This window comes from Acinetobacter sp. CAU_H_78 (assembly GCF_058599365.1).
Window position 1 is genome coordinate 779,164 of sequence record NZ_CM178652.1, and the last position, 13,449, is coordinate 792,612.

The window sequence follows — 13,449 nt, forward strand, 5'->3', positions numbered from 1 at the left end:
AATGGCTTGTTGTTTCTTATAATATCCCTTAAAATCTTTGCCCTTGTATAACCCCCAGTGGCGCGCGTTTTAAGATCGATATATTCCTTTATCGGCACGTCGACACGGGCATGTTTGGAGTACATTATGTACGCAGTAATCCAAAGCGGTGGTAAACAGCACCGTGTAGTTGAGGGTGAAACCCTTAAAGTTGAATTATTGAAAGCTGAAACTGGTTCAACAATTACGTTTGATGACGTACTTATGCTTGTAAACGGTGATAGCATTCAAATCGGTGCTCCAGTTGTAGCTGGCGCTAAAGTAACTGCAGAAGTAGTTAGCCATGGTCGTCACGACAAAATCCGCATCATCAAAATGCGTCGTCGTAAGCACTACCGTAAACAACAAGGTCACCGTCAATGGTTCACTGAGTTGAAAATTACTGGTATCTCAGGCTAATTACTAGGAGTAAATAGACATGGCAACTAAAAAAGCCGGTGGTTCGACTAAGAACGGTCGTGATTCGAATCCTAAGATGTTAGGTGTTAAAGTTTACGGTGGCCAAACTGTAACTGCAGGTAACATCATCGTTCGTCAACGTGGTACTGAATTCCACGCTGGTCAAAACGTAGGTATGGGCCGTGACCATACCTTATTTGCTACTGCTGATGGCGTAGTAAAATTCGAAGTGAAAGGTCAATTTGGCCGTCGCTACGTATCTGTTGAAGCATAATTTGCTGAGATAGAAAAAAGACCCACAGTTTCTGTGGGTTTTTTTATGCGTGAAGATTTATCGGCTTATAAAGCTGTGACAGCGAATGTAAATATCACTATTGAATCTTCATCATGATGAATAAAAGCAGGAATTCTGCATTAATAACAATACAAAACTTCTTATTTTCTATCATCTTAGTTTGAGAAATTGGTTTAATATGAGCCATTAGATAAATAGCGATATGCAAATACAAAAAGGTGAGATTATGAGTATGCTTCGTAAAACTGTATGTGCCATAACAATCGGTACGGCGACACTGGCACCTGTCATGAGCACGACTGTATTTGCCGCAACTGCAGCGACGGAGCAGCAAGCTACTGCGAATCTGGTGAAACAGCTCAGCAATATCCGTAGCTTAACTGCAAATTTTGAACAAACGACTAAAGTCACTAATCCGAAAGCGACCCAGAAAAAAGGTTTGACCGCGCAGCATATGAATCAGACCTTTAAAGGTGTGATGAAAGTGGCGCGTCCGGGTAAATTCTACTGGGAAACTTCTAGCCCATCTAAACAGACCATTGCTACTACAGGTAAAACCGTATGGATCTATGATCCAGACTTGCAGCAAGCAGTGCGTCAGAGTTTAGACGATCAGGTGGCAAATACACCGGCATTATTATTGTCCGGCAATACCAGCCAGATTATGCAATCTTATCGCGTGACCCAGCCGAATAAAGCTAAAACCTATTACACGCTTTATCCGAAAAATACTGATGGGGTTTTTGAAAGCCTGACTATTAGTTTTGGTGCGAACAAAGCGCCTAGCTTGATGATTTTGCAAGATTCATTAGGCCAGACTACGAATATTAAATTTAGTAATGTAAAACTGAATACTACGATTCCGGCATCTACATTTAACTTTACCCCGCCAAAGGGCACAGACATTATTGATCAATAAGCATCAATACAGGCTAAATAAAAAAGCAACCTTCGGGTTGCTTTTTTGTTGTTCATAATCGGGATGGATTTGGAGTCATTACAAGGTTGGCGTATATCTAGAAGTTCAGGCGCTTTAGAATAAACAAAAGTTGAGTCAATGAAATTGCAAAATTTTAGGAGCTCAGGATGAAAATGACTTCATGTAAAATAGGCTGGATCGGTTGTATCTTATGTCTGAATCTGGGGTTATTTGCCTGTCAGCCTCAAACCTCTTCAGTCACTACATCCGCGCAATCAGAAGACACAGGGTAAATCCAGTCCAAAACAGTTCCGGTTAAAGATGCCAATCAGGTCGTATGTGAAATCGAAGGTTGTGTGCGCTTTGATTTGCAGACTGTAGATACCAATATAAGCTGGATTGATCAGTATTTTATGGAGCGGATTCAGCGTACTGAGCCGGTCGCTTTTAGCAAAGTGACCAGTAATAAAATTAAAGCAAAGGATCAGCCGAAATTTATTGATCAGCGTTCCATTCAGGTGAGTTACCTGAATCAGCATGCTCATCTGGCCACTTTTATATTTAAAACTGCTCATCAGCCTGAACGTGTAGCACAGCCCCAATCTCATACTGAATATGTCAATCTGGATCTAAAACAAAAGAAACGTCTAGCTCTTCATCAGGTTATGCGCGGTAATACAGATGAAAAACTGAAACAGGCTCTATATCAAGCGAATAAAGACTGGCTAGATCGTTATCAAATCAACCAGCAGAAACTAGCACTGAGTGACAATTATTATTTTGACGGTCATGGCCTAGTACTGGTCTATCCGGCAGGCGAGTTGAGCAAGACGATCAGTGACATGGCAGAATTAAAAGTACCTTATACAGCATTAAGCGAGATCATCCGGCCCGAATATTTATCACTTTTGCCTCAAACAAGCCTTTAAATATTGTGCTAATAAACTCCAGCCGGTAGGTCAGTCACTGTATTTTTTGACGTTAAGAGCTTACACTATAGCCAGTTTTTTTCTTATCCAAAGATTGGCTATGATCGACCCGAAATTACTTAGAAATAATATTGAGGCTGTAAATTTAGCCTTGGCAAAACGTGGTGTTCAACTAAATGTTGAGGAGTGGGCATCATTAGAAGCTCGCCGTAAAGAGATTCAATCCAAAACTGAATCCTTGCAAGCTGAGCGTAATGCCGGTGCCAAGCAAGTGGGTCAGATCAAAAAAGCAGGTGGCGATGCCTCTGAAATTATGGCGCGCATGTCTGCGATTGGCGATGAAATTAAGGCTGCTGAAGCTGCTCTAGCTGAACTGCAAGCTGAACTAGAAGAAAAATCACTGTCTATTCCAAACCTTCCAGATGAATCTGTACCTGAAGGTAAAGACGAAAATGACAATGTGGAAGTCCTGAAATGGGGTACACCACGCGAATTTGATTTTGAAATCAAAGACCATACTGACCTGGGCGAAATGATGGGCGGTCTGGAATTTGAAACTGCGACCAAACTGACCGGTTCACGTTTCAGCGTTCTGAAAGGTCCTTTAGCGCGTCTGCAACGTGCCATCACTCAGTTCATGCTGGATACGCATACCACTAAAAATGGTTATACCGAAGCCTATGTTCCTTATTTGGTAAATGCAGATTCTTTGCGTGGTACAGGTCAGTTACCAAAATTTGAAGAAGACCTGTTCAAGCTGCAAGGTGAGAAAGAATTCTACCTGATCCCTACGGCTGAAGTGCCTGTAACCAACTTCGTGCGTGATGAAATCATTGATGCTGACCGTCTGCCACTAAAATATGCAGCACATACCCCATGTTTCCGTAGTGAAGCTGGCTCTTATGGCCGTGATACCCGTGGTTTGATCCGTCAGCATCAGTTTGACAAAGTTGAGATGGTGCAGATTGTAAAACCAGAAGACTCTATGCAGGCACTGGAAGAGCTAACTGGTCATGCCGAAGGTATTTTGCAGGCATTAGGTCTGCCATACCGTAAAATCATTCTGTGTGGCGGTGATATGGGCTTTGGTGCATGCAAAACTTATGACCTTGAAGTCTGGGTGCCAAGCCAAAATACGTATCGTGAGATTTCATCTTGCTCAAATATGTGGGATTTCCAGGCACGCCGTATGAAAGCGCGTTACCGTGCTGACCAGAAAAAAACTGAATTCGTACATACGCTGAATGGTTCAGGTCTGGCTGTAGGTCGTACTTTACTGGCAGTCATGGAAAACTATCAACGTGCTGATGGTTCAATTGAGATCCCTGAAGTACTGCGTCCGTATATGGGTGGTGCAACTTACATCGACTAAATATCGGTGTATGCACCAAAATGTGCATGAAAATTGCTTAGACAGTCAGATTTAAAACTTTTTGAGGCATTTTGTGGATATCTTTCCAATCTCGTTAAAGTTGCAACAGCAACCTTGTCTGATTGTCGGTGGTGGACATATTGCATACCGTAAAGCGGTATTGCTACAGAAAGCAGGGGCAGTCATTTCGGTGGTTGCACCTGAGATCGAAGCGAGTCTGCTTGAGATTGTTCAAGCGACCGCCGGTCAATATGTTCAGGCACCTTTCAATTCTGAAATTCCTCTACGTTCCTACCGTCTGGTGATTGCAGCGACCAATGATGCTGGAGTCAACCGTCAGGTGTTTGAAGACTGTGAAGCTGAAAATGTGCTGGTCAACAGTGTTGATGATCCACCACATTGCCGTTTCATGGTACCAGCGATTATCGACCGCTCACCACTGATTATTTCAGTCGCGAGTAACGGTACTTCACCAGTATTGTCCCGTCAGATCCGCACCCAGCTTGAAGCTACCATTCCACATGGTATGGGTAAACTGGCTGAGTTCTCTGGTAAGTGGCGTAGTGTAGTTAAAGCCAAGATTATTAATCCCGATGAGCGCCGTATCTTTTGGGAAGACTTGTACGCCAGCCCTTTGAAAGAACAGGTATTTAATGACAATCTGGCTGAAGCTGACCGTCTGATTGAACAAGCCTTGAATGAATGGCAAAAGCCAAAAGGTGAAGTTTATCTGGTCGGTGCCGGACCGGGTGATCCAGAGTTATTAACGCTAAAAGCCTTACGCTTGATGCAGCAGGCCGATGTGGTGATCTATGACCGTTTGGTCTCTGCACCGATTATGGATCTCTGTCGCCGTGATGCAGAAAAGATCTATGTCGGTAAGGCGAGGTCCAATCATGCGGTGCCACAAGAAGGAATTAATGCCTTACTGGTGAAATATGCCAGCGAAGGCAAGCGCGTTTGTCGTCTAAAAGGCGGTGATCCGTTTATCTTTGGTCGTGGCGGTGAAGAGATTGAAGAGCTGTTTGCTGCTGGCGTAGCTTTCCAGGTTGTTCCAGGTATTACTGCTGCGTCTGGCTGCTCAGCCTATGCTGGTATTCCATTAACTCACCGTGATTATGCGCAAAGCGTGCGTTTCCTGACAGGCCATTTAAAAGAGGGTTCACCAGAGCTGCCTTGGAATGAACTGGTCTATGAAAACCAGACCCTAGTACTATATATGGGACTGGTTGGACTGGAAAAAATCTGTGCACAATTGATAGAGCATGGTCAGCGTCCAGATATGCCAGTGGCCTTGGTCTCAAAAGGCACCACACCAGAGCAAAAAGTGGTGGTGGGAACGCTCCAAGATATTGCATCGAAAGTGAATGAGCACCATATTCAGGCACCAACCTTGACCATTATTGGTGAAGTGGTGCGTTTACGTGAAAAATTGAAGTGGTCCTAAACGGTCACTGAACTCCCAAAAGTAGAGAAAAGCTGTGATCCATGTTGTTTTATATGAACCTGAAATTCCTGCCAATACAGGTAATATTATTCGCCTATGCGCAAATACGGGAGCACAGTTACATTTGGTCAAGCCGCTTGGCTTTGAACTGGATGATAAAAAACTAAGACGTGCCGGTCTCGATTATCACGAATATGCCAATATGCAGATTTGGGAAAATATTGAAGACTGTCTAGTCGATCTGGCTACTAAGGGCGTAGGTGTGGATGCGGTTTATCCACTCACAACAAAAGGTTTTGAAACCCCGCATACCTCGGATCTAAATCGTTCTGTAGCCTTGTTAATGGGGCCAGAAACTCGTGGCTTGCCAGAGCATGTACGTATGATGTTTCCAAAAGAGCACTGGATTCGTCTGCCAATGGCAGAGAATTCACGCAGCTTGAACTTGTCTAATGCGACTGCTGTGATTGTCTATGAAGCATGGCGTCAACAGGGTTTTAAACCGCTTTAAGTTCATCGTGCCGATTTAAAAAGCTGCCTATGGGCAGCTTTTTTATTTTATGTAACAGATGCAGGTACATATTTGGCCTTTCAGGTAATCTTGTAGATAAGCTCTTGAGAATGTAGAAAAAAGGAACAAGATGTGAAAAAAGGATGGATTCTAACAGGATGTAGTACGTTATTGCTGGCCAGCATGATGACACAGGCTCAAGAAGCGCCACAGCAATCAGTATCATCACAAGATACAGTTCAGCCCATTACTCAGGAAGAAATCCGCCATGGGCTGGCAGCAATGCAACAGCGCTTAAATGGCCGCATTGAGCAATGGGGCAAAACCCTCAGCCGTGATGATTTCGAGTGGACCTGGCGTGGACGTCAGATGAAACCAGCCAAACGTCAGGAAGTTTGTGATATTTTTCAGGGCGTGGTGAATGAAATGTATCAAATGGCGGTAAAAAACAAGGCTCGACTCAGTCCGGAAGATCAGAAACTATTATCCAATCGTGATCTGTTTATTGAAAAACTGGGCTTTCAGAATAACCGGGTAAATACCCAGATGGGCTTTGATTGTCGCCTACAATAAGCCCAGTCCATTATCCAAGAAAATAAAAAAGGCGCATAACGCGCCTTTTTTAGGTATGAACAATATCGATTATTCAAACTCGTTATGTTGTGGAGCAGGGTGCTTAAAGCCCTTGGTTTTATAACCCAGGTACAAAATACCGAACATCGCCCACCATAAACCGTATTTTAGTGCAGTTTCTTCAATTTCCAGCCACATCGCAAAGATGCTGATAAAACCAAGCATCGGGATGACCACAAAGCTGAAAATATCTTTTGCAGTTTTAGTACGACCATCACGCAGTGCATAACGTGAAATCACTGACAGGTTCACGAATGTAAACGCAGTCAAGGCACCGAAGCTGATCATCGAAATCACGATATCCAGATCCATGAAGCCAGCAGTTAAGGCCACTGCACCTACAATCAGAATGTTGTAGTTTGGTGTATAGCTTTTCGGACTGATATGACCAAAGATTTTCTTGTTGATCACGCCATCACGACCCATGACATACATCAAACGTGATACACCTGCGTGAGCAGAGATACCAGACGCCATTACGGTAATGATCGCAAAAGTCAGCACATAAGACTGGAACAGTGAGCCACCGACAAGAAGCAGGATTTCTGGCTGAGTTTCAGCAATATTCTTGAAGTAAGAACCCGGTGTAGAAGGGAAGTACAACTGCATGAAGTAAGTACTGATAATGAAAATCACACCAGCGATTAAAGCAGTCAAGAAAATCGCTTTAGGCAAGGTGTTTTCAGTATCTTTGGTTTCTTCTGCCAGAGAACTTAAAGAGTCAAAACCAGTGAATGAGAAGCACAGTAAGGTCGCACCAGTGATCAGAGCGCCGACTGAAGTCAGTTCATTCCAAAACGGTTCAAGACTCCAAAGCTGGTAACGCTGTTCAGCTGTAATCGGACCATCAGCATTGAAACCGGCCTGCAGTTTGGTAAATACCATCCAGGTAAAGATACCGATTACCAGTAACTGTACCAGTACGATCAAACTGTTAAAGTTCGCCACGAAGCGTGCACCACGCAGGTTTACCCCGGTCATGAAGGCAGTCAGTACGATTACCCAGACCCAGTGGTTCACATCAGGAAACAGTGCTTCAAGATAGATCACCGCCAGGATGATATTCACCATTGGTGATAACAGATAATCCAGCCAGGAAGACCAGCCCACCATGAAGCCAATATTCGGGTGAATCGATTTTTGGGCATAGGTATAGGCCGAACCCGAAGAAGGGTAGCGGCGAATCATGTGACCATAGCTGATCGATGTAAACAAAATTGCAATCAGGGCAATGATGTAAGAAGTAGGAACATGCAAATGACTTTCTTCAGATACCAAACCAAAAGTATCAAATAAGGTCATTGGTTGAATGTAAGCTAAACCAATAATAATGATGTGCCAGAGTCCTAGCGTTTTTTGCAGTTTAGCTGCCGATTGAGTCCCAGAGAAATTTGTCAACGGCGTTATCCTCTTAATCGTTGATCAAGGATCAGTCATATTTAATAAGGATCGTTTGAGACGAACGATCCCCCCTACAATTTTCTATAAAAGCGCGCCAATCTACTTTAAAATTACGGCTTTTACTAGCTATTTTTTGAATTTAGGCCTGCACGAAATGTGCCATTCGAAGCAAAAAATGGCGATTTCCTGCAAGATAAAAGCCCGATGTCTAAAAAAACATCAGGCTTAAATTTTTCGCTATATTGGCTTATTTTTCAGTAATTACCAAGCCTTTTTTAAGATAGATTTCAAATCTTCCAAACTGGCTTCTTTCGGGTTGTAAATGATGGAACCATCATTTAATGCTTTTTCAGCAACTTCATCCAGCTGTGCTTCAGAAATCTTACCTGTTTCACTTAATGTACGCGGTAATTTGGTCAGGCTATAGATCCGGTCACGCATGGTTAAAATCGTAGCAATGGTCTTGTCTGCACGTAGGTGTGCTGGCGTTTGTGCATAGATATCCGCACCTGCCAATGGCAGCAGCAGCTCGGCAATCTTGTCGCCATTCACTTCCTTGTTATATTCCAGCACATAAGGCAGGAACAGATTCATACATAGGCCATGCGGCAAATGCGCGACTGCACCTAGAGCATGTCCAAGGGAGTGCACCAGACCTACCATTGAATTGGAGAAGGCAATTCCGGCCATGGTAGAGGCCTGAGCCAGCTCCAGTCGACCTTGCGCATCAGTTGGGTTGTCGAGTACGTTAAACAGGTTGGCACTGACTTTTTTCACTGCAGCTGTGGCATAGGCATCGGAAATTGGATTGGCTGCCATACAGGTGTAGGCTTCTACAGCATGAGTCATCGCATCCATGGCTGTCATGGCAGTTAGATGCGGTGGCAGGGTTTGGGTCATACGTGGATCCAGAATCGCAGCATGCGGCATCAGGTAATAAGATGCGAATGGCATTTTCACATTCTTTTCAGTATCCGATACCACAGCAACCATCGTCACTTCAGAACCAGTTCCTGAAGTCGTAGGAATTACGAAAAATGGCTTCAACGGTTTAGGCAGGTTATGCGCACCAGAATATTTGAGTAAGTCGTCACCACCTTCAGAGACCAGAATATTGGTCGCTTTTGAAGTATCAATGACTGAGCCACCACCCACGGCAATAATGGCATCGCAATCATGATCACGATAAAGCTGTGCTGCGCTGCGCACTGTACCTAGACTAGAATCTGGCGGTACATCATCAAAAATCGCTGCAATTTTGGCATCGGTCGATTCAAAAGCAGCTTCAATCGGCGCCAGCAGGTTATTGGCACGTACCCCTTTATCAGTAATGATCAGTGGACGTTTGGCACCTAAAGTGGCCAGTTCAAAAGGAATGTGTTCTAACGCGGCATGACCAGCAATCACTTTGACTGGACAGAAAAATTCATAATAAGGTTTTGCCATGTTATACACTCCGTTTCAAATAAGATTGAGCGACTTTTAAGTAGATGCTGCTCGCTTCCATGATTTTATCTTTGAGTCCCAGATTATTCGGGTATTCTTTTACTGCCAGTTGCGCCACCATTTTCGGCAAGATCAGCGCTTCCATTTTGTTCAGGCAACGTACCAGACGGATCGCATAGGAAATATCACCATCGGCAATCATGCGGTCATTGGCAAAGGCCTGAGACGTGCTTTCCTGAAAGGAAAACACCAGAAAGGCATGATGCAGATGCTTAAAGGTAATGGTCAGGTCTGGCTTGATGCTGCTGTCTTTGACCAGTTCCAGTTGATGCTGTTCCGTGACCCGGGCAACGAAGGCCGGGCCATGCGGAAAAACATTCATTGAAAGCCTAAAATTGGCGGGAAACTGGGCAACTTCCTGTTTGATTTCTGGGTCTACCTGACTTGCCATGACCAGGCCACGGCCAATGATATCCATCATCAGTTTGACATAGGCAAGCTGCAAAGCGGGTTTTACGGATTTTGTCGCAATCACGTGATGATCCCTATCTTGATATTATTGGTTTAGAGTAATTACTCTAATTTATTTGTTATTAAAATGCAAAGGCTTTATCTTTGCTCGATGTTCACTTGATTAAAGTAACCGCTGCTGCTTAAAGTTTCAATAATTTCAACACACAAGTCATTAAACTTTGGCGGATTGCTGACGAGGTCATTAATTCGAACCATTTCTAGGCCTGCATAGCCGCACGGATTAATGGTATGGAAACCAGTCAGGTCACAATCAATATTTAAAGACAGGCCATGATAGCTACGGCCTTTACGGATTTTGAAGCCGAGAGAACCAATTTTACGCTCATTCACATAGACGCCCGGAGCATCGGGTTTGGCATAAGCTTCAATTTCATGCTTTTTAAGTAATTCAATCATCAGGTTTTCAGCATAAGACACCAGTGTACGGACATTCCAGCCCAGACGATTCAGGTCAAACATAAAGTATGCGACGAGTTGACCTGGTCCATGCCAAGTAACTTGACCACCACGGTCGGTTTGAATCACGGGAATATCGGTTGGAATCAGAATATGTTCGGGTTTACCTGCCTGACCTTGGGTCAGTACATCATGGTGCTGCAAAATCCATAACTCATCAGGCGTATTTTCATCACGGTTTTCCGTGAAGCTTTTCATTTCCAAAAAACGGTCTTCGTAGGGAGTCAAGTCATTATATTGACGGATAATTAGGGAGGGTTTTTGAACCGCAGCTGTCACAGTGTGCGTCCTTAGAAAATTAAATCATACTGCAAATAATTATAATGATTTCAGCAGTGATAGGGGATGGATTCGTAGTAATTGTTGGTGAGCTAGTCACACATATAAAAAAACACGCCCGAAAGCGTGTCTTTTAATTTGCCAAGGTTGGAGCAGAATAACTTAAAGTGCAGTCTTGATCAGTGGGCAAGCTGCAAGATCAGCATATACGGCATGAACCTGTTCCAGTTCAAGGAAACGTAGCTGAGCAGTGATCGAATGATATTTACCAGTACGAGATGGAGTGACACTTACGCTATCACCATCAAAGTCAGGGAAATGTTTGGTAAAAATCTCAACGACTGCATTCAGCAGTTCTTCACCTGCAAGGCCAATGAGTTTGATTGGGTAATCCATTGGAAAAACCCAAAGATCTTCGCGAAGTTCACGAGATGGTGTACGGTCTAACATGTAGTCCCCCTATTCGAAACGCCTGCATAGCGCAGGCGTTTGGGTGTATTGCAATACAAAATGGAGACGAGAGATGAAATTTCAAGTCTCCAAAATTGTATCAAATCTTAGTCATTTTCCAGGAATGAACGCAGGTGCTCAGAACGGGAAGGGTGACGTAACTTACGCAGTGCTTTCGCTTCAATCTGACGGATACGTTCGCGGGTTACATCGAACTGTTTACCGACTTCTTCCAAAGTATGATCCGTTGGCATGTCGATACCGAAACGCATTTTCAGGACTTTCGCTTCACGCTCAGTCAGGTTTTCCAGTACTTCGCGAGTCGCTTCTTTCAGGCCTTCTGAAGTTGCAGCATCAACAGGAGAGGTGATGTTGCTGTCTTCAATGAAGTCACCCAAATGCGAATCTTCATCATCACCGATTGGTGTTTCCATCGAAATCGGTTCTTTGGCGATTTTCAGTACTTTACGAACCTTCACTTCGTCCATTTCCAGACGTTCGCCCAGTTCTTCCGGAGTCGGTTCACGGCCCATTTCCTGAAGCAATTGACGAGATACGCGGTTGATCTTGTTAATCGTTTCAATCATGTGTACTGGAATACGAATGGTACGTGCCTGATCCGCGATTGAACGGGTAATTGCCTGACGAATCCACCAGGTTGCATAAGTCGAGAACTTGTAACCACGACGGTATTCAAACTTGTCTACGGCTTTCATCAGACCGATGTTACCTTCCTGAATCAGATCCAGGAACTGCAGACCACGGTTGGTGTATTTTTTCGCAATCGAAATCACCAGACGTAAGTTTGCTTCAACCATCTCTTTCTTGGCACGACGTGCTTTCGCTTCACCGACTGCCATACGTTTGGCAATGTCTTTGATGTCACGAACTTTAAGATCAAGATCTTTTTCGATATCTGCAATTTTTTGCTGGAAGGCCAATACGTCAGGACGTACTTTTTCCAGATAAGCTTTCTGATCGGCAGGTGCTTTCGCAATCTGCTCATCTAACCAGGCTGGATTCGATTCCTGGCCCGGGAAAGTAGTACGGAACTGGGTACGGTCCATACGGCCACGACGGACTGCATAACGCATCACTTCACGTTCTGCACCACGGATCTGGTCATGTGTACCACGAATCATTTCAGAAATGATATCGAACAGACGCGGCGTGAACTTGAACATCATGAACACAGTTGCAAGCGCTTGAAGTGCTTCTTCTGCTTCTTTGCTGTTACGGCCGTGTTTTTCCAATACCGCTTTGGTATTTTTCCAAGCATCTGAAAGTTCGGCAAAACGAACTTTGGCAATTTCTGGATCTGGGCCTGAGTCACCTTCAGAATCGTCATCGCTATCAGACTCTTCATCTTCCTCTTCATCATCCAGTTTTACATCTTTGGTTGACTTGGTCGTTGCTTCTTCGTCTTCTTCGATTTCAGCGACTTCTTCCTGGACTTCTGGAATTTCTTCATCTGATTCAGGGTCTAAATAACCTGACAGAATGTCAGCAAGGCGGCGTTCGCCAGCTTCATAATCTTTGTATTCTTGTAGTACAACTTCTACAGCATTAGGCCAGTAAGCAATAGAGTGAAGAACGTCTCGGATACCTTCTTCAATGCGTTTTGCAATGCTAATTTCGCCTTCACGCGTTAAAAGTTCAACGGTACCCATTTCACGCATGTACATACGTACAGGGTCAGTCGTACGACCTGGTTCGTTTTCTACAGATGCAAGTACAGCCGCAGCTTCTTCTTCTGCAACTTCATCAGCAGCTTCTGCAGTATCCTCGAACATTGCATCATCAGATTCAGGCGCACGATCATGGACAGGAATACCCACATCATTCAGCATTTGAATGATGTCTTCAATCTGTTCGCTTTCTGTGATGGAGTCCGGGAGATGATCGTTAACCTCAGCGAAGGTTAAGTAACCTTGTTCTTTGCCTCGGCTAATCAGAGCCGCTACTTGAGAAGTAGGGGAAGTCATATCGCTCATCTTTGCTTACTCTTCGTTGAATCTGTGGCAGTGAAAAACCGTGCATGATAGCACAATTCACCTGAAATAGTTTTGGAATTGATCAGTCAAGCATGATTTTATAAATATGTTTGAATAACAATTGAATATCGATATTGGGTCTAAGTTTATCTTTTCAAGTGTATTTCCCAATCTAATTTTAGAAACGTCCTTCATCCATGGGATAAAAAGCGTTCACTATCTAACCAGCTAATAAATACACAATTATGCTGTAGAAAAACAAGAGCTAACTAGTATAAACATACAAAATATATAAATAAAACTTGACAAGTTTTTAAAGGCAAGATAAATAGCGCCTAGACCCAT

General features: G+C 43.8%; 13 protein-coding genes and 1 pseudogene. 8 read left to right on the forward strand and 6 right to left on the reverse strand.

Annotated features, from left to right (window positions below):
• The first annotated feature begins 126 nt into the window (after nucleotides 1–126).
• The 8 genes and pseudogenes from rplU (at nucleotide 127) to AC4MCD_RS03840 (ending at nucleotide 6,484) form a co-directional block, all read left to right on the forward strand.
• Entirely contained in the window at nucleotides 127–438 is a 312-nt protein-coding gene (gene rplU, locus AC4MCD_RS03805) for a 50S ribosomal protein L21 (protein WP_004784898.1), read from the forward strand.
• Nucleotides 439–457: 19 nt separating this feature from the next.
• Nucleotides 458–712: a 50S ribosomal protein L27 gene (gene rpmA, locus AC4MCD_RS03810; protein WP_004784896.1), complete on the forward strand. Its 255-nt coding sequence runs from the start codon at nucleotides 458–460 to the stop codon at nucleotides 710–712.
• Between the two features lie 247 nt (nucleotides 713–959).
• Nucleotides 960–1,652 (forward strand): outer membrane lipoprotein periplasmic chaperone LolA, encoded by a 693-nt coding sequence (gene lolA, locus AC4MCD_RS03815; protein ID WP_004784895.1) that lies wholly within the window; start codon nucleotides 960–962, stop codon nucleotides 1,650–1,652.
• Nucleotides 1,653–1,819: 167 nt separating this feature from the next.
• Nucleotides 1,820–2,581 (forward strand): annotated as a pseudogene (locus tag AC4MCD_RS03820) (DUF3298 domain-containing protein).
• Between the two features lie 100 nt (nucleotides 2,582–2,681).
• On the forward strand, nucleotides 2,682–3,953 hold the full coding sequence (serS, locus tag AC4MCD_RS03825; protein WP_005236894.1) for a serine--tRNA ligase: 1,272 nt from the start codon (nucleotides 2,682–2,684) through the stop codon (nucleotides 3,951–3,953).
• Between the two features lie 73 nt (nucleotides 3,954–4,026).
• Nucleotides 4,027–5,400 (forward strand): siroheme synthase CysG, encoded by a 1,374-nt coding sequence (gene cysG / locus AC4MCD_RS03830; RefSeq protein WP_491876597.1) that lies wholly within the window; start codon nucleotides 4,027–4,029, stop codon nucleotides 5,398–5,400.
• Nucleotides 5,401–5,434: 34 nt separating this feature from the next.
• Nucleotides 5,435–5,911 carry a tRNA (cytidine(34)-2'-O)-methyltransferase gene (locus AC4MCD_RS03835; protein WP_491876598.1) on the forward strand — a complete coding sequence of 159 codons (477 nt, stop codon included), beginning with the start codon at nucleotides 5,435–5,437 and terminating at the stop codon, nucleotides 5,909–5,911.
• A gap of 183 nt (nucleotides 5,912–6,094) precedes the next feature.
• Entirely contained in the window at nucleotides 6,095–6,484 is a 390-nt protein-coding gene (locus AC4MCD_RS03840) for a hypothetical protein (protein ID WP_491876839.1), read from the forward strand.
• Nucleotides 6,485–6,553: 69 nt separating this feature from the next.
• On the opposite strand, the gene AC4MCD_RS03845 is transcribed toward AC4MCD_RS03840, so the two are convergent.
• From AC4MCD_RS03845 to rpoD, 6 genes are all read right to left on the reverse strand, one after another.
• Nucleotides 6,554–7,942 (reverse strand): APC family permease, encoded by a 1,389-nt coding sequence (locus tag AC4MCD_RS03845; RefSeq protein ID WP_004784881.1) that lies wholly within the window; start codon nucleotides 7,940–7,942, stop codon nucleotides 6,554–6,556.
• A 264-nt stretch (nucleotides 7,943–8,206) separates the two neighbouring features.
• Entirely contained in the window at nucleotides 8,207–9,391 is a 1,185-nt protein-coding gene (locus tag AC4MCD_RS03850) for an iron-containing alcohol dehydrogenase (protein ID WP_034170151.1), read from the reverse strand.
• 1 nt (nucleotide 9,392) lies between these two features.
• Nucleotides 9,393–9,926, reverse strand: coding sequence for a hypothetical protein (locus tag AC4MCD_RS03855; RefSeq protein WP_005236882.1), 534 nt, complete (start codon nucleotides 9,924–9,926; stop codon nucleotides 9,393–9,395).
• 74 nt (nucleotides 9,927–10,000) lie between these two features.
• The gene (gene lipB / locus AC4MCD_RS03860; RefSeq protein ID WP_491876599.1) at nucleotides 10,001–10,660 is read right to left on the reverse strand and encodes a lipoyl(octanoyl) transferase LipB; all 660 of its coding nucleotides are present in this window, start codon (nucleotides 10,658–10,660) and stop codon (nucleotides 10,001–10,003) included.
• Between the two features lie 162 nt (nucleotides 10,661–10,822).
• Nucleotides 10,823–11,110 (reverse strand): YbeD family protein, encoded by a 288-nt coding sequence (locus tag AC4MCD_RS03865; protein WP_075167539.1) that lies wholly within the window; start codon nucleotides 11,108–11,110, stop codon nucleotides 10,823–10,825.
• 107 nt (nucleotides 11,111–11,217) lie between these two features.
• Complete coding sequence (gene rpoD, locus AC4MCD_RS03870) at nucleotides 11,218–13,104, reverse strand: RNA polymerase sigma factor RpoD (protein WP_491876600.1); 1,887 nt, start codon at nucleotides 13,102–13,104, stop codon at nucleotides 11,218–11,220.
• Between the last annotated feature and the right edge of the window lie 345 nt (nucleotides 13,105–13,449).

Excerpts from the sequence above, each read along its gene's own strand:
- AC4MCD_RS03840 (WP_491876839.1), top strand. The coding sequence starts at position 6,095 with ATGATGACACAGGCTCAAGAAGCGCCACAGCAATCAGTATCATCACAA.
- AC4MCD_RS03850 (WP_034170151.1), bottom strand. The coding sequence starts at position 9,391 with ATGGCAAAACCTTATTATGAATTTTTCTGTCCAGTCAAAGTGATTGCT.
- serS (WP_005236894.1), top strand. The coding sequence starts at position 2,682 with ATGATCGACCCGAAATTACTTAGAAATAATATTGAGGCTGTAAATTTA.
- rpoD (WP_491876600.1), bottom strand. The coding sequence starts at position 13,104 with ATGAGCGATATGACTTCCCCTACTTCTCAAGTAGCGGCTCTGATTAGC.
- AC4MCD_RS03865 (WP_075167539.1), bottom strand. The coding sequence starts at position 11,110 with ATGTTAGACCGTACACCATCTCGTGAACTTCGCGAAGATCTTTGGGTT.
- lolA (WP_004784895.1), top strand. The coding sequence starts at position 960 with ATGAGTATGCTTCGTAAAACTGTATGTGCCATAACAATCGGTACGGCG.
- rplU (WP_004784898.1), top strand. The coding sequence starts at position 127 with ATGTACGCAGTAATCCAAAGCGGTGGTAAACAGCACCGTGTAGTTGAG.
- rpmA (WP_004784896.1), top strand. The coding sequence starts at position 458 with ATGGCAACTAAAAAAGCCGGTGGTTCGACTAAGAACGGTCGTGATTCG.